The 23,747-nt window shown below is 68.6% G+C and carries 18 protein-coding genes and 2 pseudogenes; 14 read left to right on the forward strand and 6 right to left on the reverse strand.

Annotation, left to right across the window (positions count from 1 at the left end; genetic code table 11):
- Positions 1-199: 199 nt before the first annotated feature.
- On the reverse strand, positions 200-1,474 hold the full coding sequence (locus AB0O01_RS29260) for an aspartate aminotransferase family protein (RefSeq protein WP_365318025.1): 1,275 nt from the start codon (positions 1,472-1,474) through the stop codon (positions 200-202).
- A gap of 203 nt (positions 1,475-1,677) precedes the next feature.
- Here AB0O01_RS29260 and AB0O01_RS29265 point away from each other — a divergent pair, with 203 nt between their 5' ends.
- Positions 1,678-2,571, forward strand: coding sequence for a LysR substrate-binding domain-containing protein (locus tag AB0O01_RS29265; protein ID WP_365317971.1), 894 nt, complete (start codon positions 1,678-1,680; stop codon positions 2,569-2,571).
- A gap of 128 nt (positions 2,572-2,699) precedes the next feature.
- On the opposite strand, the gene AB0O01_RS29270 is transcribed toward AB0O01_RS29265, so the two are convergent.
- Entirely contained in the window at positions 2,700-3,380 is a 681-nt protein-coding gene (locus AB0O01_RS29270) for a TetR/AcrR family transcriptional regulator (RefSeq protein WP_365317973.1), read from the reverse strand.
- 355 nt (positions 3,381-3,735) lie between these two features.
- On the opposite strand from AB0O01_RS29270, the gene AB0O01_RS29275 reads away from it, so the two are divergent.
- The 4 genes and pseudogenes from AB0O01_RS29275 to AB0O01_RS29290 all read left to right on the forward strand — a co-directional run bounded on the left by AB0O01_RS29275 (position 3,736) and on the right by AB0O01_RS29290 (position 7,317).
- The gene (locus tag AB0O01_RS29275) at positions 3,736-4,395 is read left to right on the forward strand and encodes an SRPBCC family protein (protein WP_365317975.1); all 660 of its coding nucleotides are present in this window, start codon (positions 3,736-3,738) and stop codon (positions 4,393-4,395) included.
- Between the two features lie 131 nt (positions 4,396-4,526).
- On the forward strand, positions 4,527-4,808 hold the full coding sequence (locus tag AB0O01_RS29280) for a hypothetical protein (protein WP_365317977.1): 282 nt from the start codon (positions 4,527-4,529) through the stop codon (positions 4,806-4,808).
- A gap of 145 nt (positions 4,809-4,953) precedes the next feature.
- Complete coding sequence (locus AB0O01_RS29285; RefSeq protein WP_365317979.1) at positions 4,954-5,592, forward strand: DUF1345 domain-containing protein; 639 nt, start codon at positions 4,954-4,956, stop codon at positions 5,590-5,592.
- A 220-nt stretch (positions 5,593-5,812) separates the two neighbouring features.
- Positions 5,813-7,317: pseudogene (locus AB0O01_RS29290) on the forward strand (molybdopterin-dependent oxidoreductase).
- A 68-nt stretch (positions 7,318-7,385) separates the two neighbouring features.
- On the opposite strand, the gene AB0O01_RS29295 reads toward AB0O01_RS29290, so the two are convergent.
- Positions 7,386-8,312, reverse strand: a complete 927-nt coding sequence (locus tag AB0O01_RS29295; protein ID WP_365317981.1) for a LysR family transcriptional regulator — start codon at positions 8,310-8,312, stop codon at positions 7,386-7,388.
- A 379-nt stretch (positions 8,313-8,691) separates the two neighbouring features.
- On the opposite strand from AB0O01_RS29295, the pseudogene AB0O01_RS29300 reads away from it, so the two are divergent.
- Positions 8,692-10,953, forward strand: a pseudogene (locus tag AB0O01_RS29300) (FdhF/YdeP family oxidoreductase); the annotation flags it as partial.
- A 118-nt stretch (positions 10,954-11,071) separates the two neighbouring features.
- Here AB0O01_RS29300 and AB0O01_RS29305 read toward each other — a convergent pair.
- Entirely contained in the window at positions 11,072-11,515 is a 444-nt protein-coding gene (locus tag AB0O01_RS29305; RefSeq protein WP_365317982.1) for a universal stress protein, read from the reverse strand.
- A gap of 344 nt (positions 11,516-11,859) precedes the next feature.
- A complete protein-coding gene (locus AB0O01_RS29310; RefSeq protein ID WP_365317984.1) occupies positions 11,860-12,867 on the reverse strand; it encodes a LacI family DNA-binding transcriptional regulator in 1,008 nt (335 codons plus the stop codon).
- A gap of 279 nt (positions 12,868-13,146) precedes the next feature.
- On the opposite strand from AB0O01_RS29310, the gene AB0O01_RS29315 reads away from it, so the two are divergent.
- From AB0O01_RS29315 to AB0O01_RS29350, 8 genes are all read left to right on the forward strand, one after another.
- A complete protein-coding gene (locus AB0O01_RS29315) occupies positions 13,147-13,887 on the forward strand; it encodes a hypothetical protein (RefSeq protein WP_365317985.1) in 741 nt (246 codons plus the stop codon).
- A 320-nt stretch (positions 13,888-14,207) separates the two neighbouring features.
- Positions 14,208-14,600: a CHAT domain-containing protein gene (locus AB0O01_RS29320; protein ID WP_365317987.1), complete on the forward strand. Its 393-nt coding sequence runs from the start codon at positions 14,208-14,210 to the stop codon at positions 14,598-14,600.
- 617 nt (positions 14,601-15,217) lie between these two features.
- The gene (locus AB0O01_RS29325) at positions 15,218-16,420 is read left to right on the forward strand and encodes a CaiB/BaiF CoA-transferase family protein (protein WP_365317989.1); all 1,203 of its coding nucleotides are present in this window, start codon (positions 15,218-15,220) and stop codon (positions 16,418-16,420) included.
- Positions 16,421-16,542: 122 nt separating this feature from the next.
- Entirely contained in the window at positions 16,543-17,325 is a 783-nt protein-coding gene (locus AB0O01_RS29330) for a cyclase family protein (protein WP_365317990.1), read from the forward strand.
- A complete protein-coding gene (locus tag AB0O01_RS29335) occupies positions 17,325-18,965 on the forward strand; it encodes a thiamine pyrophosphate-binding protein (RefSeq protein ID WP_365317991.1) in 1,641 nt (546 codons plus the stop codon). Before AB0O01_RS29330 ends, AB0O01_RS29335 begins: the two co-directional genes overlap by 1 nt.
- 108 nt (positions 18,966-19,073) lie before the next feature.
- Complete coding sequence (locus AB0O01_RS29340) at positions 19,074-19,658, forward strand: hypothetical protein (RefSeq protein ID WP_365317993.1); 585 nt, start codon at positions 19,074-19,076, stop codon at positions 19,656-19,658.
- Positions 19,659-19,761: 103 nt separating this feature from the next.
- Positions 19,762-20,868, forward strand: a complete 1,107-nt coding sequence (locus tag AB0O01_RS29345; protein WP_365317995.1) for a substrate-binding domain-containing protein — start codon at positions 19,762-19,764, stop codon at positions 20,866-20,868.
- 188 nt (positions 20,869-21,056) lie between these two features.
- Positions 21,057-22,934 carry an ABC transporter ATP-binding protein gene (locus tag AB0O01_RS29350; protein ID WP_365318026.1) on the forward strand — a complete coding sequence of 626 codons (1,878 nt, stop codon included), beginning with the start codon at positions 21,057-21,059 and terminating at the stop codon, positions 22,932-22,934.
- A 239-nt stretch (positions 22,935-23,173) separates the two neighbouring features.
- On the opposite strand, the gene AB0O01_RS29355 is transcribed toward AB0O01_RS29350, so the two are convergent.
- Positions 23,174-23,386 (reverse strand): hypothetical protein, encoded by a 213-nt coding sequence (locus tag AB0O01_RS29355; protein WP_365317996.1) that lies wholly within the window; start codon positions 23,384-23,386, stop codon positions 23,174-23,176.
- Positions 23,387-23,747: the final 361 nt, after the last annotated feature.

The following is a 23,747-nucleotide window of genomic DNA, read 5'->3' on the forward strand; positions in this document are numbered from 1 at the left end:
TCTTGTGCGGGCCTGGCCTTCAAGGGCTCGCCGGGCTCACGCTCGTCACCCATCAGGCTCACGCTCGTCGCCCACCGGGCCCATGCTCGTCGCCCACCGGGCCCATGCTCGTCACGCACCGGGCTCATACGCCTCATGAGGGTGGGCTCACGCTCTCCATCCGCCGGGCCCGGCGGGGCTCACCCCCCGCTCGCTGCCGTCACGCCCCCGCTCCCCACCGCTCACGCATGCCCCCCATCACGTCCCCGATCGCCTGGTCCAGAATGGCGAGCCCCAGCGACAGCTCCTCCTCCGTCGCCGTCAGGGGCGGTGCGATGCGGAACACGCCGCCGAGGCCGCGGAGCTGGACGATGTTCATGTGCAGGCCGAGTTCCAGGCAGCGCCGGGTGACCCGGGCGCCCAGTTCGTCGGAGGTGTGCTCGGTCTCGCCGTCGTCCACCACCAACTCCACACCGGCCAGCAGACCCCGGCCGCGGATGTCACCGACGACCGGATGCCGGGTGGCGATCTCCAGCAGCCCGTCGCGCAGAAACGTACCGAGGGAACGGGCGCGTTCGTCGAGCCGGTCGCGGGTCAGCACATCGAGGACCGTGTTGCCGACGGCGGCCACCAGCGGGTCGGAGACATGCGTGGTGAAGAACAGGAACCCGCGGTCGTACGCCTCCTGCTCTATCTCGGTGCTGGTGAGCACGGCCGCGAGGGGGAGTCCGGCGCCCAGGGTCTTGGAGAGGGTGAGGATGTCGGGGACGATGCCGTCGCGTTCGAAGGCGTACCAGGTGCCGGTCCGGCACAGTCCCGTCTGGGCCTCGTCCAGGATCAGCAGCATGCCCCGCTCCCGGCACTTGTCGCGCAGGGCCGCGAAGTAGCCGGGCGGCGGTTCGACGATGCCGCCCGAGGACAGGATCGGCTCCACGAGGCACGCGGCGAGGCTGCCGGTCGACTGGGCGTCGATCAGGTCGAAGGCGAGGTCCAGCTCCCGGCGCCAGTCCAGCGAGCCGTCGGCGGCGGTGACGCCGGGGCGGTACGAGTCGGGGACGGGGATCGCGAAGTTGCCGGGCGCGACAGGACCGTACCCCTTGCGGCCCGCGCTGTAGGTCGCCGAGGCGGCGGCATGGGTCATACCGTGCCAGGAGCGGGCGAACGATAGGATCTCGTGCTTGCCGGTGACCAGTTTGGCCATCCGCAGCGCGGCCTCGTTGGACTCGGCACCGGTGGTCAGCAACAGGGCCTTCTCCAGCGGCGCGGGCAGGGTGGCGGCGAGCCGCCGGGCCAGTTCGACCACCGGGCGGCTGAGCATGCCGCTGTAGAGATGGTCGAGGGTGGCCACCTGCCGCTGGACCGTCGCCACGATCTCCGGGTGCGAGTGGCCGAGAATCGCACTCATCTGGCCGGACGTGAAGTCGAGGATCTTCCGGCCGTCCGCCGTGAAGACGAAACTTCCCGCCGCGCGCTCGATGATCTCCGGGGTGAACATCCCGCCGCCGTAGCGCACGAGATGCCGATCGGCGTCGGCCCACACCTCAGGGGCGGAGGTGGGGGCGGGGGCAGGGGCGGGCGCGGGGGAGACGGGCGTGGTGGGCGTGGTCGTCATGTGGCGACCGTAGGACCGGCCGAATGACACGTCCATCACACGATTCCGGCTGTCCTGTTCGGAAGAACCGCACAACAATGGGCGGGATGATGAACCCCTGGAGGCTGCGGCTGCTGGTCCAGCTCGACACGCTGGGCACCGTCCGCGCGGTCGCGCAGGCCGCCCGGCTCAGCCCGTCGAGCGTCTCCCAGCAACTCGCCGTCCTGGAGAGCGAGACCCGCACCCAGCTCCTCGAACGCACCGGCCGCCGGGTCCGGCTGACCTCCGCCGGACTGATCCTCGCCCGGCGGGCGCGGGCCATCCTCGACCACATGGACAGCGTCGAGACCGAACTGCGCGGTTTCGGCGCGGAGCCCGCCGGGCTGGTCCGGCTCGGCGCCTTCCAGAGCGCGATCCATACGGTGGCGGTCCCCGCGGTGACCCGGCTCGCGCGCGCCCACCCCCACCTGGACGTCGAACTCCTGCAACTGGAACCCCACGAGAGCGTGCCCGCCCTGCGCGTCGGCGACGCGGACGTCATCATCACCACGACCGATGTCGACGATCTCCCGCTCGGCCCGGACCTGGACCTCGTGCCGCTCGCCACCGACCGGATCGTCCTGGTCCTGCCGCCCGAGCACCCCACGGCGGGCCGCGGCCCGGTGGACCTCGCCGCCTACGCCGACGAGCCCTGGGCGTTCGACATGCCCCAGTCCTACATGGCCAACCTGGCGTTGCGCCTGTGCCGCCAGGCCCGTTTCGAGCCCCGGGTGGTGTGCCGTTTCAGCAACTACATGCTGGGGCTCCAGCATGTCGAGGCCGGACTGTCCATCATGCTGCTGCCGAGCCTCGCCGTGGACGGCCGTCACCGCGTGACCACACGCGACCTGGCGACGCCCGTACCGCGCACGATCACGGCGGCGATCCGCCGGGGGGTTCCGCCGAGGGCGGGGGTGCGGGTGGTGTTGGACGCGCTGCGGGTGGGGAGGGGGGTGGGGTGAGTGATGGGGGTTGTGGTGGGTGATGGGGCTGAGGTTTGGAAAAGGCTGGAATGGGCTGCTGGATTGGGCTGGGCTGAGCTGAGCTGGATTGGGCTGGGCTTCGGTGAGTAGGGGGGCTCGGGATGAGTTCAAGGCGTACGGAGGCTCTGCGTTTCCGCCTCGAACAGCAGTGCCGGGTCGAATCCCATCCCGCTGAAGTGGCCGGACAGTTCCAGGGACAGCACGCCGTGCAGCCTGGTCCAGACGGTCAGCGCCCTGTGCAGGGCCGCGGGCGGCGCGGGATGGTCGTCCGCCCACTGCCGATGGCCGGCCAGGTGCGCCGCGAACGGTGATTCGTCCTCCGTCGGTCTCGGCGCCGGTGTCGATGTCGATGTCAGCGGGGCGAGCGCTGTGGTGGCGGCGTCCAGCAGGACGGCCATGATCTCGCCGGAGATCGCGGTGATGTCGTCGGGCGCGTGATAGCCGGGCACGGGAGTGCCGTAGATAAGGAAGTAGCGCTGCGGATCGGCCAGCGCCCAGGCGCGCACGGTGTGCGCCAGCGCGGTCAGGTCGGCGCCGGACCCGGCGGCCTCTTGGACAGTGTCCGCGAGGCTCCGGTACGCGTCCCGGATCAGCGCGGTGATCAGTTCGTCCCGGTTGGCGAAGTATCGGTAGAGGGCGGGGCCGCTGAGGCCCATCTGCTTGGCGATGGCGTTGAGGGAGAGTGCGGAGGCACCGGCCGAGGCGATCTGCTCCCACGCGTGGGACTTGATCTCCGACCGTACCTGGGCGCGGTAACGCTCGCGTGGGGTCGGGACGGTGTCGGCCATACGGTCAACTTTCTGCGGGGGCGCCATTGCTTCGGGCTGCTTCGGGTTGCTTCTGGGGCGTGCATGGTCGTGGCGAGTGGCAGGTGAGGAGCGGTCAGCGGCTGGGAGTCGGGGAGTTGGCGAGCGCAGGTCGGGAGCAGAAGATATTTAGAGGGTATCACTGGAGTGCTTGACTCTCACTCTCCCGCTTGTTTATAACTTCTAACGAACGGCAGCGTATCTAACTCCCGCTGCTCCGTCACTGACTGCGCCTCGGCCGCGCCCTACGGCGAAGGGAAACTGGTCGACGATTGCAACCGCGTACATGCACCCACTCACCCGCCTTCGCTCAGGGGAACGATCCATGCCCACACCCATGCCCAGCGTTCGCGCCACCACCACCCTCGCTGTCACCCTCGCCCTCACCGCTGCCCTCACGGCTGTCGCCGTACCCGCTCAGGCGGAGCCGCGGACCGAGTCCTCACCCGACCGCCACGGCACCCCGTCCGCCTTCTGTCGGGGGCAGGGTGTCGACCCGGCCGCCAAGATCCGCTACGAGACCGGCATCGTCATAGACGCGCCGCTCAGCACCATCTGGAAGCTCCAGACCGACATCGAGAACTGGCCGACCTGGCAGCCGCCCGTCCACTCCGCCGAGCGCCTGGACTCCGGGAAACTGCGCAAGGGTGCGCGATTCCACTGGACGACCCCGGTCCCGGCCACCCCCACCACGCCCGCGACCACTCTCGGCATCACGTCGACCGTGCAGCAACTCAAGGAGAAGAAGTGCCTCCTGTGGACCGGGCCAGCGATCGGCGAGGGGCTGACCATCGACCGGGGCGTCCATCTGTGGACCTTCACGAAAGTGAAGGATGGGGTGCTGGCGCACACCGAGGAGACCTGGACCGGGGCTCAGGTCGAGGCGGATGTACCGCTCTCGACGGCGTATCTCGGGATGGGGCTGGAGGCGTGGCTGGGGGATCTGAAGGCTGCGGCGGAGGGGGTGGGTCGGTCGGGGGAGGGGACGGCTCAGTGAGTCAGGGAGATCGGTGAACCGGGTGACATGGGCGAGGTCTTCCTCCGAGGCACGGTCATGCGCATCACCACGGCCCGCGTCGGTCTCGCCGGGCCCTGACCCTCGCCCCGCCACCCCGCACACCGCCCGCTTTGACGTACCGGGGCGCTCTCCGTTGGTACGCGGACCACGCGGACATCACCTTCGCCGGGTACGAGGACCACGCGGACATCACCTTCGCCGTCCTGGACTTCACTGTCTTGGACTTCGCCGTTCTGGACAAGGCACAGCGCCTGTGGGGCGCAGCACTCCAGGAGGCGCCGCCCGACCGGAACCGGTCCTTGCGGCCCGGGCACATCACCACCGCCTCGTCCCTCCCGGCGACAGACGACCCCGTCCACCCCAGTCCGATCCGGAGCGGAACCGTGTCCTGAGCCTCCCGGAGAACACCCAGTCGGCAGCACCAGGGACACTCCGGCCGTGACTCGAACGAACAGCACTCCGACCAGTGATCAAACGAACAGCGAACAGCGCGGTGATGATCGAACCACCCCGGGGAGGCGACTACTGTCCTGGCCCATGAGAGTTGCGCTGCCCCTGGACGCCGTCCCGCGGCTCTCCGCCGCGATCGTGCTCGGCACCGCCGCCGGGATCGCGACCGGAGTGGCCACGGACCCGGCGCTGGGCGTGATGGCGGGCATCGCCGCCGTGGAGTTGTTCTTCGTCGTGTCGGGCTGGGCGGTGCTGTGGCCGATGGACGCCGAGGCCACCCATCGCAACGCCCGCCGTGAGGACTTCCGACCCCTAGTGGAGGAAATCCTCGTCGGCGGACTGGCGCTGTGCGGGCTGATCGCCATCGTGCTGCTCCTGGTACGCGGCGACTCCAAAACCGGCAATGGCACGCTCGCCGCCGCCGCGGCCCTTTTCGGCGCCTTCCTGGCCTGGGGAGCCCTGCATCTGATGTACGCCACCCGTTACGCGAGCCTGTACTACGAGAACGGCGGCGGCATCGACTTCAACTCCGACGAACCCCCCGCCTACCGCGACTTCTTCTACTTCAGCTACAACCTCGGCATGACCTACCAGGTCTCCGACACCGATGTCTCCAGCTCCCGCATCCGCGCGATCGTGCTGCGCCACACCTTGCTGTCGTACGTCTTCGGCACCAGCATCCTGGCCACCGCCATCAATCTGGTCGTCGGTATCGTGAGCGCCTGAAGCCTGTTCCTCCGGCGCAATTCAAAATGTCCGTCAAACCGATCCGAGGGACTTCCCAACAACTCACGCCCGACCAGGATTCAGCGCAGGCGGAAGGTGCGCGATGGGCAAGATCGGCGCCGCTTGTCACGCCATAGAAGGCACCTCTTTGACGCGTCCTCGAACAGCAATGGAGGCTTGCTCGTCGGGACATTCCGGCGGTGGCAGGAAGAGGAATGCGATGAGCGGCATCGAGGACCCGGACGACGAACTGTCGGTCACCCCGCCCAAGCAATGGGCGACAGGAGTGCTGGCGGTCGCCCACGCGCTGGAGTACTCACTGGAGCAGACCTCGCTGCGACGGACCGCTCTCACCCTGCTGAACATCACCCAGACCAAGGGATTCGACTGCCCGGCTGCGCCTGGCCCGAAGCCGCGCCGGGCAAGCGGCACCTGAACGAGTACTGCGAGAGCGGCGCCAAGCACATCGCCGACGAATCGACCTCCCGGCGGATCACCGCCGACTTCTTCCGTGAGCACTCGATCGCCGAACTGGACACGAAGTCCGACTACTGGCTCAACCAGCAGGGTCGGCTTACCGAACCAATGATCAAACGACCAGGCGGAACGCACTACGAACCGATCGGCTGGGACGACGCCCTCGACGTGCTCGCCGCCGAACTGCACCAACTGGCCTCCCCGGGCGAAGCGCTCTTCTACACCCCCGGTCGACTGAACAACGAGGCGGCGTTCCTGCTCCAATTGTTCGCTCGCGCCTTTGAACGAACAACCTCCCCGACTGTTCGAACATGTGCCACGAATCCAGCGACTCCGCACTCACGGAGACCCTGGGCATCGGCAAGGGCAGCGTCTCCCTGGACGATATCCACCACTCCGACTTGGTCTTCGTCGTTGGCCAGAACCCCGGCACCAACCATCCGCGCATGCTGACCGCGCTGGAGGAGACCAAAACGGGCGCAGCGACCGCGACATCCAGGCCGACGGCCTCCAGTTCTTCACCGTGGAGGACTCCATGAGCGAGGTGCACGCCTCCCGCGGGTGGCTCGCCCCGGCCTCCCCCCACCTGCTCAGCGAGGTCGCCATCATCGCCCGCCTCGCCCGCCGCGTCCTCGGCACGGCACCCGACATCCCCTGGGAGGACTTCGAGGCCGACTACGGCACGATCCGCGACCGCATCTCCCGTGCCGTCCCCGGCTTCGAGGACTTCAACGCGTGCGTCGCCCGCCCCGGCGGCTTCCGCCTCTCCAACCCCGTCAACGAGGGCATCTTCCGCACCTCCAGCGGAAAAGCCGTCTTCACCTGCAACGACTTCACGAGGCCGAGGGCCCCGAAGGTCATCTGCTGTTCCAGACGCTGCGCTCGCACGACCAGTGGAGCACCGTCCCGTACGCCGTGAACGACCGCTACCGGGGCATTCACAACGCGCGCCGGGTGGTCCTCGTCAACCCCGCCGACCTGGACCGGCTCGGCGTCGCCGACCCCGATCTGGTCGACCTGCTGAGCCTGTGGCACGACGGCCGCGAACGCCGCGCGGAGGGCTTCCGCGTGGTCGCCTACCCGACCACCCCCGGCTCCGCCGCCTCCTACTACCCGGAGACCAACGTCCTCGTCCCCCTCGACAGCGTCGCCGACATCAGCAACACACCCACATCGAAGGCGGTCCTGGTACGACTGGAGCGGCTGGACTCGGACGACGCCACCCGATCGGTTGGCGTGAAGGCGTGAGCGAGCACGACCGAACGACCAACTGACCGTTCGATCCACCCGACTCGATCCACTCGACGCACCTTTGATCACTTCACCGCGCGGCCCGGCAAACGCTCCAGCACCCCCGCCACATTGATCCCGCGCGCGAGATCGACCAGTGCACGGGCCATCACCGACTCGGGCTCGCGCGCGACGGTGACCAACCCCACGGGCACCGTGCGCGCGGGCTCGACCAGTGGTACTGCCCGCATACCGTGCGGCACACCGAACACATGCAGCCACGCGTGCGGCACGACACTCGCCCACTGCCCCGTTCGGACATGCGTGAACAGCGTCCCGACCGAGTCCGTCTCGACCCGCGGCTCCGGCCGCAGCCCCGCCTCAGTGAACAGCCCGTCCACCGTCCGGCGGCCCTGCATCGCGCCGGTCAGCAGACACAGCGGCAACCGGGACGCCTCCGCCCAGGTGGCGGCCGGTCGGTGCCGCACCCCGTCGGAGCCCGCGGTGAGCAGCACATACCGCTCGTCGTACAGCGGAACCGTCCGGAAGCCCTCCGGCAGTGCCTCGTGCAGATACGTCAGCCCCGCGTCCAGCTCGACATCACGCAGTTGCCGGAGAATGCCCCGGGCCTGCATGTCCGCGCTGATCTCCACGGTCACCAGGGGATGCGCCGCACAGAACGGCCCGGTCAGCAGCGACACCGCCCCGGAGGCCGTCGGTACGGAGCCGATCCGCAGCCGTCCGCCCAGGCCCGTGCGCAGGGCGTCCACCTCGTCCTTGAGGGCGTCCCGGTCGGCGAGGATCCGCTGGGCCCAGACGACGATCCGCTCTCCCTCGGCGGCGAGTCCCTCGTACTTGCGGCCCCGTCTCACCAGCGGCACATCCAGTTCGTCCTCCAGTTTGCGGACCGCCTCGGACAGCGCGGGCTGGGAGACATGGCACAACTCGGCGGCACGGGCGAAGTGACGCTCACGGGAGAGGGCCACAAGGTATTCGAGTTGACGGAAGAGCACGTCACGGGTCTACCCGACGGGGCGAGACCGGGGCCACTCCGGCCGGCGTGGGCTGCCTCACGCCCCGAGATGCACCGCGCACAAGAACAGGGCCCCTCTTGCTGCCCTGAGCCCCGCCCTATAGGCCCCCTCTGTGTCGAATCGCAGCCTTTGAGTCCCTGTGGAATCGTGGAGCCCTGGGCCGCCCCGGGGCACGTCCCGGCTGCTGGGGAGAGCGTGTGGCCGGACGGGGTGAAAGGGTGAGTGCGAGGTGAACGCTCCACAGGGCGATCAGGACAATCAGCGTGATCAGGGCGGCCCCGGAACCGAAACCGATCAGAACGGTTCTGCGCCCGGCGCGGCATCCGGACCGGCACGGAAATCCGGCGCCGGCCCCGGCCCCGAGGCCGAACCGTCCTTCCACCCGTACCACCATCCCTCCGCCGGCTGGGGCGCGGCCAAGAGTGTGGGCAAAGTACTCGCGCGCGAGCGCACCTTCGTCGACGGCCCCCGCGCGATCATGCGGATGAATCATGAGAACGGCGGCTTCGACTGCCCCGGCTGCGCCTGGCCCGACGACACCAAGGGCCTGCACCTGGACATCTGCGAGAACGGCATCAAGCACGTCACCTGGGAGATGACCCCCAAGCGAGTGAACCGCGCCTTCTTCGCCCGCCACTCCGTCGGTGAGCTCTCCGGATGGACCGACTTCGACCTGGAGGACCAGGGACGCCTCACCGAGCCGATGGTCTACGACCCGGACACCGATCACTATGTCCCGATCAGTTGGCAGAGCGCGTTCGATCTGATCGGACGAACATTGCGCACCCTGGACAACCCCCACCAAGCGTCGTTCTACACCTCCGGGCGGCTCGGCAACGAGGCCACCTTCCTCTACCAGCTCATGGCCCGCGAACTGGGCACGAACAACCTCCCCGACTGTTCGAACATGTGCCACGAGGCCAGCGGTCGCGCCCTCACCGCGTCCCTGGGCACCGGCAAGGGCACCGTCGACCTCAAGGACTGGGAAACCACCGACGCCCTGTTCATCATGGGCGTGAACGCGGCCTCCAACGCGCCCAGGATGCTCACCGCGCTCGCCGAGGCGTATCGGCGTGGCGCGCAGATCGTGCACATTAACCCTTTGGTGGAGGCGGCGGCCACCCGGACGATCGTCCCGCACGAGTTCGTGGACATGGCCGCCTTCCACTCCACCCGCACCAGCACCCTGAACCTGCAACCGCGCATCGGCGGCGACATGGCCCTGATCCGCGGTATCGCCAAGGCGGTGCTGGAACGGGCCAGGACGGACACGAAAGCGCTCGACCAGGAGTTCATCGACCGCCACACCAGCGGCTTTGACGCCTACCGCTCGCTGTGCGAGGAGACCCCCTGGGAACAGATCGAGCACCAGTCCGGACTGGGCCGCGACGACATCCTCGAAGCGGCGCGCGTATACAGGGACGCTGATCGTTCGATCATTAGCTGGTGCCTCGGCATCAGCCAGCACGAACACGGTGTCGACACCGTTCGGGAGATCGTCAACCTCCTTCTGCTGCGTGGCAACCTCGGCCGGGAGGGCGCGGGCCCCTGCCCCGTCCGAGGCCACAGCAACGTCCAGGGCAACCGCACCTGCGGGGTCGACCACCGGCCCGGTGAAGCCTTCCTGGACCGGCTGGCCGAGGTGTGCCACATCGATCCGCCCCGCGCACACGGCCTGGACACGGTCGGCACGGTCCAGGCCATGCACCGTGGCGATGTAAAGGTGTTCGTGGGCATGGGCGGCAACTTCGCCCTTGCCGCACCCGATACGCCGTACACCTACGCGGCCCTGCGCAAATGTGAGCTGACGGTTCAGGTCAGCACCAAGCTCAACCGAAGCCATCTGGTGCACGGCCGGCGGGCGCTGATCCTCCCGTGCCTGGGCCGCACCGAGAAGGACCAGCAGCGGCGAGGCGTCCAGAGCACCTCGGTCGAGGACTCGATGAGCATGGTGCATCTGTCGGTCGGCATGAAGCGGCCCGCCTCGAAGCACCTGCTCTCCGAGCCCGCGATCATCGCCGGCATGGCCCGCGCCGCCCTGCCGGACAGCGCGACGCCCTGGGAGTGGTACATCGAGGAATACGACCGCATCCGCGACACCATGGCCCAGGTCCTCGACGGCTTCGAGGACTTCAACCGCCGTGTCCGCCTCCCCCTCGGCTTCCGGATCAAACAGCCCGCCCGCGAACTGGTCTTCCGCACCCCGTCGGGACACGCCGAGTTCTCCATCGCGCCCCTGCCCGACGTCGTCCCCGAACCCGGCACACTGTCACTCAGCACCATGCGATCACACGATCAATGGAACACAACCATCTACTCCGCCAACGATCGCTACCGCGGAGTGAAGAACCTGCGCACCCTTGTCTTCATGAACAAGGACGACATGGTTGAACGCGGTCTCGCCGAGTTCGACCCGGTCGACATCACCAGCACCGCGAAGGACGGCACCCACCGCCACCTCCACGGATACCTGGCCATCCCGTACGACATCCCGCCCGGCTGCGCGGCCGGATACATGCCGGAGATGAACGTTCTGGTGGCGATCGGCGACTACAGCGAACAGAGCGATCAACCGCTCATGAAGCACCTCAAGGTCACCATCGAACCTGCCGAACACTGACCACACAACCACGCACCACCCGCGCCCCGCGCACCTTTGCCCGCCGCGCGCGTAGCGCCCGCGCGATCCCAAGGGCCTGTGCCCATCCCACGCAGGGCTACTCGCGGACGACGACGCCCTACTCCTGGTCGGGCCGCACGATCACCACGGGGCAGGCCGCGTGCTGGGCGCACCGCTGACTGACCGAACCCAGCATCGCCCGCGCGAAACCGCCCATGCCCCTGCGCCCCACCACCAGCAGATCAGCCCCCTGCGAAGCACGAATGAGCACCTCCGAGGGATCCCCCTCCACGAGCAGCTCCCGCAGTCCCGGCGGGCGATCGTCGGCGAACACTCGGTGCAGCTCCTGCGTGAACCGCTCATGAGCTTGTTCGAGATCGAACTCCGGATCGATCGCCGGCCCGGTCCAGCCCGACGACGACGGTGTGTCCCAGGCATACACCGCCTCCACGATCGCCCCGGCCGTCCGCCCGTACCGGGCCGCCCAGCGCAGCGCGGCATGCGACGTCGGCGACCCGTCCACCCCCACGACCACCCGCCCGACCGGTTCAGAGGAATCCATGGCCACGCCACCTCACTCAGCGTCGATGCATCTCCGGACAACGCTGCCCGCACCCTCCGGCATGCGCCAGCCGAGGCATTCCGACCGGGCGCGGTCACTGCGCCGACCACGGCCTGACGCCTCCCGAGGGCGCCGCACGGAGTGGAGCCAGATCCTCGCCAGGACCCTCGTGCCGGCGGCCGATGCCTTCACCCGGCTGGCTGCCAGACACGGGCTGCCGTTCCCGCCGCGCCCGGTACCACCTACACGACATCCAAGGTCCTGCTGGCGCGACCATGCAGACTGCTTGGTGCCGCATTACTCCCGTGAACGACGGCGGACCTGTGCCCCGCCTTCCGCCTGCCTCAGCCGGGCGCCTGTCCCGTGGAGCCCCGTACCACCAGCTCCGGCTCGAAGAGCAGCTCGCCCGGGGGTACATCGCCGCCCTGGATCTGCGTACTGAGCAGTTCCACCGCCGCCCGGCCCATCGCCTCGATCGGCTGTCGAACCGTCGTCAGCGGCGGCTCGGTACAGCTCATGAACGCCGAATCGTCATATCCGACCACCGAAACGTCGCCCGGCACCGAGAGCCCCCGCCGGCGCGCGGCCCGTACCGCGCCCAGCGCCAGGGGATCGCTCGCGCAGATGATCCCCGTGACGCCCTGGTCCAGCAGCCGAGCTGCCGCCGCCTGACCGCCCTCCAGCGAGAACATCGTCCGCTCGACATGCTCCTCAGGCAGCTCCCGCCCCGCCCGACGTGCCGCCTCTTCGGCCGCCGCGAGCTTGCGCTGGGACGGCACATGATCGATCGGGCCCAGAACCAATCCGGTCCGCTCATGGCCGAGCGATTCCAGATGGCGCCAGGCCTGGTCCACCGCCACGGCGTCGTCGCAGGCCACACACGGGAAGCCAAGGTCGATGATCGCCGCGTTCACCAGCACGACCGGGATCATTCGATCAGCGAGGAGTTTGTAATGATCATGAGGCGCCTCCGCCTGCGCGAACAGCCCGCCGGCGAACACCACCCCCGAGACCTGCTGCTGAAGCAGCAGTTCCACATAGTCCGCCTCGGAGACACCGCCCTTGGTCTGGGTGCACAGGACCGGCGTCAGCCCCTGTTGCGCGAGCGATCCACCGATCACCTCGGCAAGCGCGGGGAAGATCGGGTTCTGCAATTCGGGCAGAACCAAACCGACCAGCCGTGCGCGTTCACCCCGCAACTGGGTGGGACGTTCATATCCGAGCACATCGAGAGCGGAGAGCACCGACTGCCGGGTGGTCTCGGAGACTCCCGGTTTCCCGTTCAGCACTCGGCTGACCGTGGCCTCGCTGACCCCTACTTTCCTGGCCACCTCGGCGAGTCGTCGCGTCATGCGCGCAACATTAGTGCAGGCTGCGCCGACCAAACCCGCCGTCTCTGCGAGCGGCCCAAGTGAACACCGCGATCTGTCCGAACGAACAACCCACCCGCGTCGGCCTTCTGAACCAGGCCAGACACACGACCACAATCATCTGAACCTCCGATCGACCGAACGGTCCGCCGCGACCAAAGTTGCGGCCGGGTAGACCATTGGCCGACGACACCCCGGACTCCAGCGCCCAGACTCGACCCGACACGCAGCAGCGGCACACGCAGCCGGGGGACGGGACAGATGAACAGCGCCGAGCGCGAACAGAACAAGAACCCAGAAACAGCCACGAAGAACGACACGAAGCCCGGCACGGACGACGACGGCACCACCGTCATCGCGGAGTCGCCCTGGGCCGGCGTGCTCCTCTGCGTCACGTGCGGTGCCGTCGGCGGCTGGGTGATCACCTTGCTGGCCGACTGGCTCACCACCCTGCGCTGGGCCCCATTGAAGGGTCCGGCCGAACTCCTCGCCTCGATCCCGGAACCGGGCCTCACCGTCGGAGCCATCGCCGTCGGCGCGGCACTCGGCCTCCTGGTCGGTTTCATCGGCGTGCACGAGTCCCTCACCGTCCGCATCTCCCGCAACCGCGTGACCTTCAACATCCGAGACTGTTCGGGGTCGTTCACCCATGACCGGATCGGCATGGCTGTCCGGGATGACAAAGACCTGGTCCTGCTCGCCCCCAACGGCATGGAGATCGCTCGCGAACAGAGCGGGCTCCGCTGGCAGCAGGTGGCCGATACCTTCACCGCGCACGGCTACACCTGGGCCGACACCGACCCGTACCGAAACGACTTCCGCCGCTGGGTCCCCGGCGCCTCCGGGCTACCCGCAGGCGCGGACGCCCTCCTGATCGCCCGCGCGGCGGCCCGCAAGAACGACGACCACAAGGACGCCCGCGAACTCCGCCATGAACTGCTCCGCCTCGGCGTGGTCGTACGGGACAACGGAAAACGGCAGTACTGGCGGATACCGGGCTGAGCCGCACGCGTACCCGACCGTGTGGTCTCGTCGTACGCCCCAGCTCTCCGAGCCCTGACCACCGCGCGGGATCGCGCCGCACCCGCCCGGCGCGCCCTGACCGCCCCCCTGGTGGTCGCCCTGCCCACCACACCGAGCCTCCCCGCCTCCCCGGCGTGACCGCCGAGACAACCACCCTCCCCCGCACCGCCCCGACAGCCGCGTTCTCACCTCCGAGAAGGCGATACGGCGCCCTGTGCTCGCGGCCCGGCCCGATCATCCCTGGGGTTCATTTCGGCTGCCATGCGGTCAGCGACCCGGACGCACTCGACGGAAGCCGCATGCTGCTCCACGACCACCTCGAACAACCCCTCACCCTCCCCGACACCGCCCGGCCCACCTGCGCGACGCCCGGCTCACCTATCTGCCAGCCTGCGAAACGACCCAGGCCCACCACGCTCTCACCGACGCGTCCGTCCACCTCACGGGGCGGCTTCCTTATCGCCGGGTACAGCCACGTCGTCGGCACCCTGTGGACCGCTGATGACGAGGTGTCCACCCGTATCGCCAACGCCTTCTACACCTCCCTCTTGGCCGACGACACGCCGACAACCCCCGCCCAGGCCCTCCACATGGCTGTGCGCGCGGAACGCTGCCCGCTCTCCCGAAACGCCGACCCTGTGGGCAACCCATCTGCACGCGGGCATGTAGACAGCGACGATCAGATCGGGTAGCCGAGATCGGCCCGTTGTTCCACCAACACTCCAACGGCGATGTGCGGATCGATCAATGCGCCAAGGTCTCCCGTGCCTCGGCCGACCACGTAGGACCGATGCTGGACAGCGCGGGGGCCCGCGCCGTCGGCTGCCGTCTGTTCGGCAGCACCCAAGACTGTGAGGGCCAAGCCGCAGGCCGGGGCCATCCGGCCGCCGAGCCCCGCCGTCCAAGGCCCGAGGGCTGACACCCCGACGCCGCGGACCGCTTCCTCGGCGACCCGTCCCGCGTGATCGAGAAGGCCAACACCTCACCGACGGACGCACCGTCGGAGTGGCGGCCAGTGACGTCGACAGCCCCGGAGTCAACAGTGCCCCACCCCTGACCTGGTGGACGAGGTAGCCATGGACGTCGCCCCGCTCTTCGTACCCGGTTCCGGCAAGCGCTACTTCGCTCCGCCGACGCCCGGCAACCACCCCTGAAGGACCCACACGCCGTCCTCCAGGCCAACCAGGTGACGCACCCTGTGTACCGCGTACGCCACCGGCGGGCACCGAGAATGGTGGGAACAGCCATGACCCATACAGGGCGCGGAGCACGGATGATGACACTCGCACCCAGCCCCCTGGAGGCCCGTATGACCACCACCCCAGCCCGTGACCTCCCCCTCTCCGGCATCACCGTTGTCTCCGTCGAACAGGCGGTGGCCGCCCCCTACGCCACCCGCCAGTTGGCAGATCTCGGTGCTCAAGTGATCAAGATCGAACGATCGGGCGAGGGGGACTTCGCCCGCCGCTACGACACCACTGTTCACGGCCAGTCGAGCTACTTCGTCTGGCTGAACCGCTCCAAGGAATCGATCACACTCGACCTCAAGTCGGACCGGGGCCGCGAAGTGCTGGAGCGTCTGCTCGCCGGAGCGGACGTATTCGTCCAGAACCTGGCCCCTGGAGCCGCCGCCCGCCTCGGCCTGGACGCGCCTTCGCTCGCCGAACGCCTCCCCTCCCTGATCACCTGCACGATCACCGGATACGGCTCCACCGGACCATGGGCCCACCGCAAGGCGTACGACCTGCTCATCCAGTGCCAGACGGGCCTGGTCTCGCTCACCGGAAACGAACACGGACCCGCCCGAGTAGGCATTTCCGTCGCCGATATTGCCGCCGGAATGTACGCCTACTCGGGCATCCTCACCGCCCTGTTCACCCGAGCCGCCACAGGCGTGGCACGGGCGGTCGAGGTGTCCCTGTTCGAGGCGCTCGCCGAATGGATGGGTCAACCCGCCTACTACACCCGCTTCGGCGGCACCCAACCGCCACGCATCGGCACCCAGCACGCCACGATCGCCCCCTATGGCACCTTCACCGCCGCCGACGGCAACGACGTACTCCTCTCCATCCAGAACGAACGTGAATGGACCTCTTTGTGCGAGCGATTCCTCCTGCGCCCGGAACTCGTTCACGATGAGCGCTTCGCCACCGGCTCCGATCGTGTGAGCAACCGCGCCGAACTGAACACGATCATCGCCGAGCGGTTCGATCAACTGGCGAGCGCCGAGGCGATGCACCTGCTGGACGCCGCCGGCATCGCCAACGCCGGTGTGAACGCCGTCATGGACTTCGTGGCCCATCCGGTGCTCGCGGCCCGGGACCGCTGGCGCGACGTATCCCTCCCTGACGGCACCCCCGTCCCCGCGCTCCTGCCCCCGGTCGACCTGACCGGCACCTGCCCGCGTATGGACGCCATACCGGGCGTGGGCGAACACACCGACCGGATCCTCACCGCCCTCGGCTACGACGCCGCCACCATCGAGCGCATGCGTACCGATGGAGTGATCTGAGGTCGGACCGATCAGCCGTCCCGCCACTGAAGAAACGAATCACCGCGCAGCCCGCCCCTGACCAGCGCCGCCACGCTGCTGGGATCCTGACGTCCCAGGTTCGCCGTCCAGGGAGGTACCGCATGCCCGAGCCGTCCGTCCTCGCCTCGCTCGTCTCCGGACTGACCAGTGGATCGATCCGGATCGTCGATCTCACCTCGCCGCTCTCGTCCTCCACACCAATCATCCAACTGCCCCCGGAATTCGGTCAGACCGCCACGTTCGAACTGGAGGAGATCAGCCGCTACGACGACCGCGGCCCGGCCTGGTACTGGAACAACTTCCGCACCGGCGAACACACCGGCACCCACTTCGACGCCCCGAACCACTGGGCCACCGGCAAGCACCTCCACGACGTCGCCTCCGTCCCCGCGAGTCGGCTCATCGCCCCCGCCGTCGTGCTCGACTTCACGGCCGAGGCCGCTGAGGACCCCGACTTCCTTGTCGAGGTCGACCATGTGAAGGCGTGGGAGGCGGACCACGGACCACTGCCCCGAGGAGGCTGGCTGCTGCTTCGAACAGGCTGGGATGATCGTTCGATCACGCAGGATTCCTTTCTGAACGCGGACGAGAACGGTCCGCACACCCCGGGCCTGTCCGTGGAATGCGCCCGCTGGGTGGCGCAGGAATCACCGGTGATCGGCCTCGGTGTGGAAACCGTCGGCACCGACGCCGGACGAGCCCACTCCTTCGACCCCGCCTTCCCCTGCCACTCCTACCTCATGGGCAGCGACAAGTACGGACTCACCCAGTTGCGCAACCTGGCCACGCTGCCGCCGACCGGCGCCGTCGTCATCGCCGGACCCCTGCCCATCGTCACCGGTTCCGGCGCCCCCGCGCGCGTACTGGCCCTGGTGGAGGGCTGATGAAGGCCGCGGAGGCCGTGGGCCGCACCCTCGCGGCAGCCGGGGTGGACCATGTCTTCGGCGTCGTCGGCTCCGGCAACTTCCATGTCACCAACGCCCTGATCGCGGCCGGTGCCCGTTTCGTCGCCGCCCGCCACGAGGGCGGCGCCGCGACCATGGCCGACGCGTACACACGCATGAGCGGCCGTGTCGCGGCACTGACCGTCCACCAGGGGCCGGGCCTGACCAACGCGCTGACGGGGATCGCCGAAGCGGCCAAGAGCCGTACCCCGCTGATCGTGCTCGCCCCGGAGGCGACCGAACCCCGGTCGAACTTCTACGTCGACCAAGAGGCCCTGGCCCGTGCTGTGGGCGCGACCACGACCCGGATCACTTCGGCGGACGATGCTGTCGCGCAGACCCGCACAGCGATCCGCACCGCCGTGATCGAGCGAACAACCGTCCTGCTCCAACTGCCCCTCCAGATCCAGCTCCTGGACGCCTCGGACACGGCTCTGCCCCGGACAATCCAGACGCCCACACGTCAGCCGATCGCCCCCATGGACGCGGACATCACCTCGCTGACGGAACTCCTCGCCCAGTCCCGGCGTCCGGTGTTCGTCGCGGGCAGAGGCGCCCGCGGCGTCGGTGCCAGGGACGCCCTGGTGGACCTCGCCGACCGGTACGGTGCCCTGCTCGCCACCTCGGCCGTCTCCCGCGGCCTCTTCCAAGGCAACCCCTGGTCCCTCGACGTCTCCGGCGGCTTCGCATCGCCCGTCACGGCCGAACTCACCCAGGGCGCCGATCTGATCGTCGGCTGGGGCTGCGCCCTGAACATGTGGACGACACGCCACGGCTCACTGATCGGATCACAGACGAACGTCGTCCAGATCGATGACGATCCTTCCGCCCTGGGCCGGCACAGGCCGATCGACCTGGGCGTCACCGGCGACGTGGAACTCACAGCGCACCGTGTGCTCGAACGAGGCGCCGCATCCCGGCAGGGCTACCGGACCACGGCCGTCGGCGACTCGATCGCGTCCCGCGTCCGCTGGCGCGATGTGCCCTACGACGACACGAGCACGAATGATCGGATCGATCCCAGAACGCTCACCATCGCTCTGGACGATCTTCTCCCGGCTGAACGGGTGATCGGCGTGGACTCGGGCAATTTCATGGGCTATCCGAGCATGTACCTCTCGGTGCCGGACGAGAACGGTTTCTGCTTCACCCAGGCGTTCCAGTCGATCGGCCTCGGCCTCGCCACCACCATCGGCGCGGCGCTGGCCCACCCCGACCGCCTTCCGGTGGCGGCCCTCGGGGACGGCGGGGCGCTCATGGGCGTCGCCGAGTTCGACACCGTACGCCGCCTGGCACTCCCCATGGTGGTGGTCGTCTACAACGACGACGCCTATGGGGCGGAGGTTCACCACTTCGGACCCGACGGATTCCCCCTGCAAACAGTTGAGTTCCCGGCGACCGACATCGCCGCGGTGGCCCGGGGCCATGGCTTCGACGCCCTCACCGTCCGCACGCTCGACGATCTCAAGGCCGTGGGGAACTGGTGCACCGGGCCACGGTCTTCGCCTCTCCTGATCGACGCGAAGGTGACCCGTGACCGGGGCGCTTGGTGGCTGGAAGAGGCGTTCCGGGCCCACTGAACACTCCATCGGTGTTCGTTTCGCCCGCGGCACGCACGAGACACAACCATTCGGCGATACCGGGTGTCCAAGTACACATCCCAATATCGCCCTCCCTAGGGGGATGTCATGGCACGTACGAAGAGAACTGTCCTGGCCGCGCTCACGCTCCTGGGCGCCGCCTCCGTCGTGGCGGCCACGCCGGCCGCCGCGGCCGGAGCCTCCACGCCGTCCGCACAGGCCGCCTGCCCCACCGGCTGGGGCAGCTCCGACAAGACCGGTACCGCCACCGCGACCGCGTCCCTGACGAACGTCAGGACCGGTACCCACGACTGCTACGACCGCATGGTCGTCGACGCGCCCGGCGCGGGCGAGGGCCTCGGCTACACCGTCCGCTACGTGGACCGGCTCTATCAGGACGGAACGGGCCGCCCGATCGCCGTCGGCGGTGGCGCCGTGATCGAGGTCCGGGTGGCCGCGCCCTCCTACGACCCCCAGACCGGCAGTCCCACGTATCCCGGGCGTGTCGCCCAGCCGCTGCCCGGTGTGAACCTCACCGGCTATCCCACCTTCAAGGACACCCGCTTCGCCGGGAGCTTCGAGGGGGACACCCAGCTCGGCCTCGGCGTACGGGCACGGCTGCCGTTCCGTGTCCTGGTGTTCAACGACCGGATCGTGGTGGACGTCGCCCACAACTGGACCGGCGCACGCTGAGGCGGATCCCGACAGAGCATCACATGGAGTGATGAACGTTTGATTGTTCGCGCAGAAACGTTCATCTTCGATCATTCGGGCACTAGACTCGCTGCTCCATCCGATGGACAAGGCGAAGGAGCCCGGTCACGTGCATGCCGAAGAGAGGCACCAGGAAATTCTCGAATGGCTGCACGAGCGAGGCACCATGCGGGTCACCGAGATGGCTCGGGAACTGGGAGTCGCCGCGATCACCATCCGCCGCGACGTCGAGGCACTGTCGAAACGCGGACTGCTCACCAGGGTTCACGGCGGCGCCGTCCTCTCCGAGCCCCGAGGGCGGCGCACGGCCGTCGTGTCCGACACATCGGCGCTGGTCCAGGCTGCCGGCGGCCGTGAACTCGTCATCGGCCTGGTGGTCCCGGCCGCCGACCACCACTACCCCGAGATCATCAAAGGCGCGCGTGAAGCCGCCGCCGAGCGCGGGATCCGCCTCGTGCTCGGCATCTCGCAGCACAACGCCGAACACGAGCGCACCCAGGCCCGCCGCATGCTGGAGGACGGCATCAACGGGCTGCTGATCACCCCCTGCGGCCCGGTCACCGCGGAGAGCTGGCTGACCGGCCTCGACATCCCCTGCGTACTGATCGAACGCCACGCCGACAACGACACATGGGAAGCCGATCGCGTGGTCACCGATCACGCGCACGCCGCACGCATCGCCGTCCGTCACCTCGCCGAAGGCTGCCCGGAGGTGATCGCTTTGGTGCTCGGCGACGACACCCGGCACGGTGAGCTGATCCTCGAGGGCTATCTCGAAGGACTCACCGCCAGCGGCTGGAGCCCCCGCGACGCGACGGTGTACCGGCTGCCATCACCGGGCAGCAAGCCCGCCGAACGGGAGCGCATGCTCGCGGACTTCGTGGACAAGGCCCAGGACGGTGAGATGGGCGCCATGTTCGTGCACGACGACCATGATGCGATCGTCATCCTCCAGCGCCTCCGGGCGCACGGCGTGGAGATCCCGGACCTGTCCATGATGGTGGCGTACGACGACGAGGTGGCGGCGCTCGCCGATGTGCCGCTCAGCGCGGTCGCCCCGCCGAAACACGCTGTGGGAGCCGCCGCCGTGGATCTGCTCGTGCGCCGCCTGATCAATCCGGATCGCCCGATCCACCATCTCTCGATCCTTCCGAAGCTGAAGGTGCGGGCGTCGAGCATGCGCGGATAGTGAACAGCCTGCGGAAGCCGACCTCGAGCATGCGCGAACGAACATCTGAACACCTAAACGAACAAGTGGCGATCGCTCCCAGCCTGCTCGATGGCTTCTGAAGTCCCCGCCTTCCACCTCCCCGTGCAACCTCTTCTGGGTCACTTGACCTCAAGATTGCTTGAGGTCCTACCGTCCACGGCATGAGCATGGAAATCACCGCCTGGTCCCAGTTGCAGAGCGTCATGAACGCCCAGCAGGGGCATCGGCGCCTCGCCCGTGCGACCCTCCGCAGGGTCGCCGTCTTTGCCCGTCCGCACCGCCGCCGGATCACGCATTTCGTCCTGCTCGGGATGGTCACCGCACTGCTCGCCGTGGCCACCCCCGTCCTGGCCGGGCGCGTGGTCGACACGATCGTCTCCGGCGGCGAGGCCGACACCGTCGTGCACCTGGCCCTGCTCATCGCGCTCATCGCCGTGGCCGAGGCCGCGCTCGGACTGCTGGGCCGCTGGCTGTCCGCCATGCTCGGCGAAGGGCTCATCCTCGATCTGCGCACCGCTGTCTTCGACCATGTGCAGCGCATGCCGGTCGCGTTCTTCACCCGCACCCGCACCGGCGCGCTGGTCAGCCGACTGAACAACGATGTGATCGGCGCTCAGCGAGCCTTCAGCAACACGCTCTCCGGAGTCGTGAGCAACATCGTGACCGTTCTGCTCACTCTCGCCGTGATGCTCGCCCTTTCGTGGCAGATCACTCTCCTTGCGCTGGTCCTGCTCCCGGTGTTCGTGGTGCCCGCCCGGCGCATGGGCAGCCGTATGGCTCGCCTCCAGCGCGAGGCGGCCGACCTCAACGCGGCCATGGGAACCCGGATGACCGAACGCTTCTCCGCCCCCGGCGCCACCCTGGTCAAGCTGTTCGGACGCCCGGAAGAGGAGTCGACCGAGTTCGCCGTACGCGCCCGCCGGGTCCGGGACATCGGCGTACGGACCGCCATGGCGCAGTCCGCGTTCATCACCGCCCTGACCCTGGTCTCGGCCCTCGCGCTCGCCCTCGTCTACGGCCTGGGCGGCTGGTTCGCCCTGCGCGGCACACTGGACGCGGGTTCCATCGTCGCCCTCGCCCTCCTCTTGACCCGCCTCTACGCACCCCTGACCGCCCTCGCCGGAGCGCGCGTCGAGATCATGAGCGCATTGGTGAGCTTCGAGCGTGTTTTCGAGGTACTGGATCTGAAACCGCTGATCGAAGAGACAACCGATCCGCTCGCGGTTCCGGACGGACCGGTGTCGGTCGAGTTCGACGATGTTCGTTTCGCCTATCCGGCCGCCGACAAGGTCTCCCTTGCCTCCCTGGAAGAAGTGGCCTCCCTCGACACCCGCGGCGGCGCCGAAGTCCTGCACGGCGTCTCCTTCCGTGCCGAACCCGGCTGGACCGTAGCCCTCGTCGGCTCATCGGGCGCCGGAAAGTCAACCATCGCCGCGCTGCTCCCTCGCCTGTACGACACCGACCAGGGCGCCGTCCGCATCGGCGGAGTCGATGTCCGCGATCTGAGCGCCGGTTCCCTGCGCGAAACGCTCGGCATGGTCACCCAGGACGGCCACCTCTTCCACGACACCGTCCGTGCCAACCTGCTGCTCGCCCGCCCCGGCGCCACCGATGACGAACTCTGGGGCGTACTGGGCCGCGCCCGCCTCGACACCCTTGTACGCTCGTTGCCCGACGGCCTTGACACGGTCGTCGGTGAACGCGGCTACCGACTCTCCGGCGGCGAACGCCAGCGCATGACCATCGCCCGCCTGCTCCTTGCCCGGCAGCGCGTGGTCATCCTGGACGAGGCCACGGCTCACCTGGACAACACCTCCGAAGCGGCGGTCCAAGAGGCACTCACGGAGGCACTGGAGGGGCGCACGGCCGTGGTGATCGCCCACCGCCTGTCCACCGTACGGGCGGCGGACCTGATCCTGGTCGTCGAGGACGGCCGGATCGTCGAGCGCGGTACACATGATCAACTGATCTCAACGGATGGACGATACGCGGAGCTGTACCGCACGCAGTTCAAGGAACCGCTGGAGGCCGACACGGTGGCGTAGGCCCGAGATGGTCGATCACCCGGTCGGGCCACCGTGTCACTGTCACCAGGTCGCTTGCGTGTTCGCCTGATCGTCCTGTGATCGAGGGATCAGCGCCACTGTCCCGCGCGCTGTGCGCCGCCACCGCATACTGGGCACCGCCGATCGACGCATAGTCCACCGCGACGAAGTTCACCGGTCGGCCGCGCTCACGCTCACACACGTGTGCGCGATCGATCACGAACTGGCGGGCGTCCAGCTCACCCGCGTCCGGCCGACTCCCACCATCGATGGATCTGCGGCTGGGTCAGCTCCCTGAGCGTCGCCGGCGGCAGCACCAGCTTGATGTTGGACGTCACCGCCGCCCCCGGTAGCGACATTCCGGCGAGCAGATCGCGGGTGACGGCGGTGGTCCGTGGATCGGCCAGGACTCCGTCGTAGCGCAGGTCGTACACCGTCTTCCCGCCCAGCATCGACTGGTGGAAGCCGGGGTAGGACCCGGTGGTGCTGGGCAGGGCCGCCGCCGTGGCCAGGACCGCCGTCCAGACGACAGCCAGTGTGAAGGCCGATACGTACCATCCGCTCGGCGGTGATCGACCCTGTCCTCACCACACGCCAGAGCTCTGCTCTCCGCCTTCCCCCGAGCCGGCCGGTCGGCGACGCATGTCACGGGCCGGATCCCTCTGCGCCACCAAGGGGTACAGGCCGGGCGAGCAGTAACCGCACCCCATCCCTGCGTCGCCCGAAGCGAGCGCCGAGCGGTGCGCACGCCTCGGAAGTGATCAACTGCGCGGCCATTCGCTATCAGACGCCCGCCGCGTACAGATCCCGGTC

This window comes from Streptomyces sp. NPDC093252, from assembly GCF_040683675.1.
Lineage (GTDB): Bacteria > Actinomycetota > Actinomycetes > Streptomycetales > Streptomycetaceae > Streptomyces.

Bases quoted from the DNA above. Each gene is read 5' to 3' on its own strand.
- AB0O01_RS29260 (WP_365318025.1), bottom strand. From the start codon at position 1,474: ATGTTCACCCCGGAGATCATCGAGCGCGCGGCGGGAAGTTTCGTCTTC.
- AB0O01_RS29265 (WP_365317971.1), top strand. From the start codon at position 1,678: ATGATGAACCCCTGGAGGCTGCGGCTGCTGGTCCAGCTCGACACGCTG.
- AB0O01_RS29270 (WP_365317973.1), bottom strand. From the start codon at position 3,380: ATGGCCGACACCGTCCCGACCCCACGCGAGCGTTACCGCGCCCAGGTA.
- AB0O01_RS29275 (WP_365317975.1), top strand. From the start codon at position 3,736: ATGCCCAGCGTTCGCGCCACCACCACCCTCGCTGTCACCCTCGCCCTC.
- AB0O01_RS29285 (WP_365317979.1), top strand. From the start codon at position 4,954: ATGAGAGTTGCGCTGCCCCTGGACGCCGTCCCGCGGCTCTCCGCCGCG.
- AB0O01_RS29305 (WP_365317982.1), bottom strand. From the start codon at position 11,515: ATGGATTCCTCTGAACCGGTCGGGCGGGTGGTCGTGGGGGTGGACGGG.
- AB0O01_RS29310 (WP_365317984.1), bottom strand. From the start codon at position 12,867: ATGACGCGACGACTCGCCGAGGTGGCCAGGAAAGTAGGGGTCAGCGAG.
- AB0O01_RS29315 (WP_365317985.1), top strand. From the start codon at position 13,147: ATGAACAGCGCCGAGCGCGAACAGAACAAGAACCCAGAAACAGCCACG.
- AB0O01_RS29320 (WP_365317987.1), top strand. From the start codon at position 14,208: ATGCTGCTCCACGACCACCTCGAACAACCCCTCACCCTCCCCGACACC.
- AB0O01_RS29325 (WP_365317989.1), top strand. From the start codon at position 15,218: ATGACCACCACCCCAGCCCGTGACCTCCCCCTCTCCGGCATCACCGTT.
- AB0O01_RS29330 (WP_365317990.1), top strand. From the start codon at position 16,543: ATGCCCGAGCCGTCCGTCCTCGCCTCGCTCGTCTCCGGACTGACCAGT.
- AB0O01_RS29335 (WP_365317991.1), top strand. From the start codon at position 17,325: ATGAAGGCCGCGGAGGCCGTGGGCCGCACCCTCGCGGCAGCCGGGGTG.
- AB0O01_RS29340 (WP_365317993.1), top strand. From the start codon at position 19,074: ATGGCACGTACGAAGAGAACTGTCCTGGCCGCGCTCACGCTCCTGGGC.
- AB0O01_RS29345 (WP_365317995.1), top strand. From the start codon at position 19,762: ATGGACAAGGCGAAGGAGCCCGGTCACGTGCATGCCGAAGAGAGGCAC.
- AB0O01_RS29350 (WP_365318026.1), top strand. From the start codon at position 21,057: ATGGAAATCACCGCCTGGTCCCAGTTGCAGAGCGTCATGAACGCCCAG.
- AB0O01_RS29355 (WP_365317996.1), bottom strand. From the start codon at position 23,386: ATGCTGGGCGGGAAGACGGTGTACGACCTGCGCTACGACGGAGTCCTG.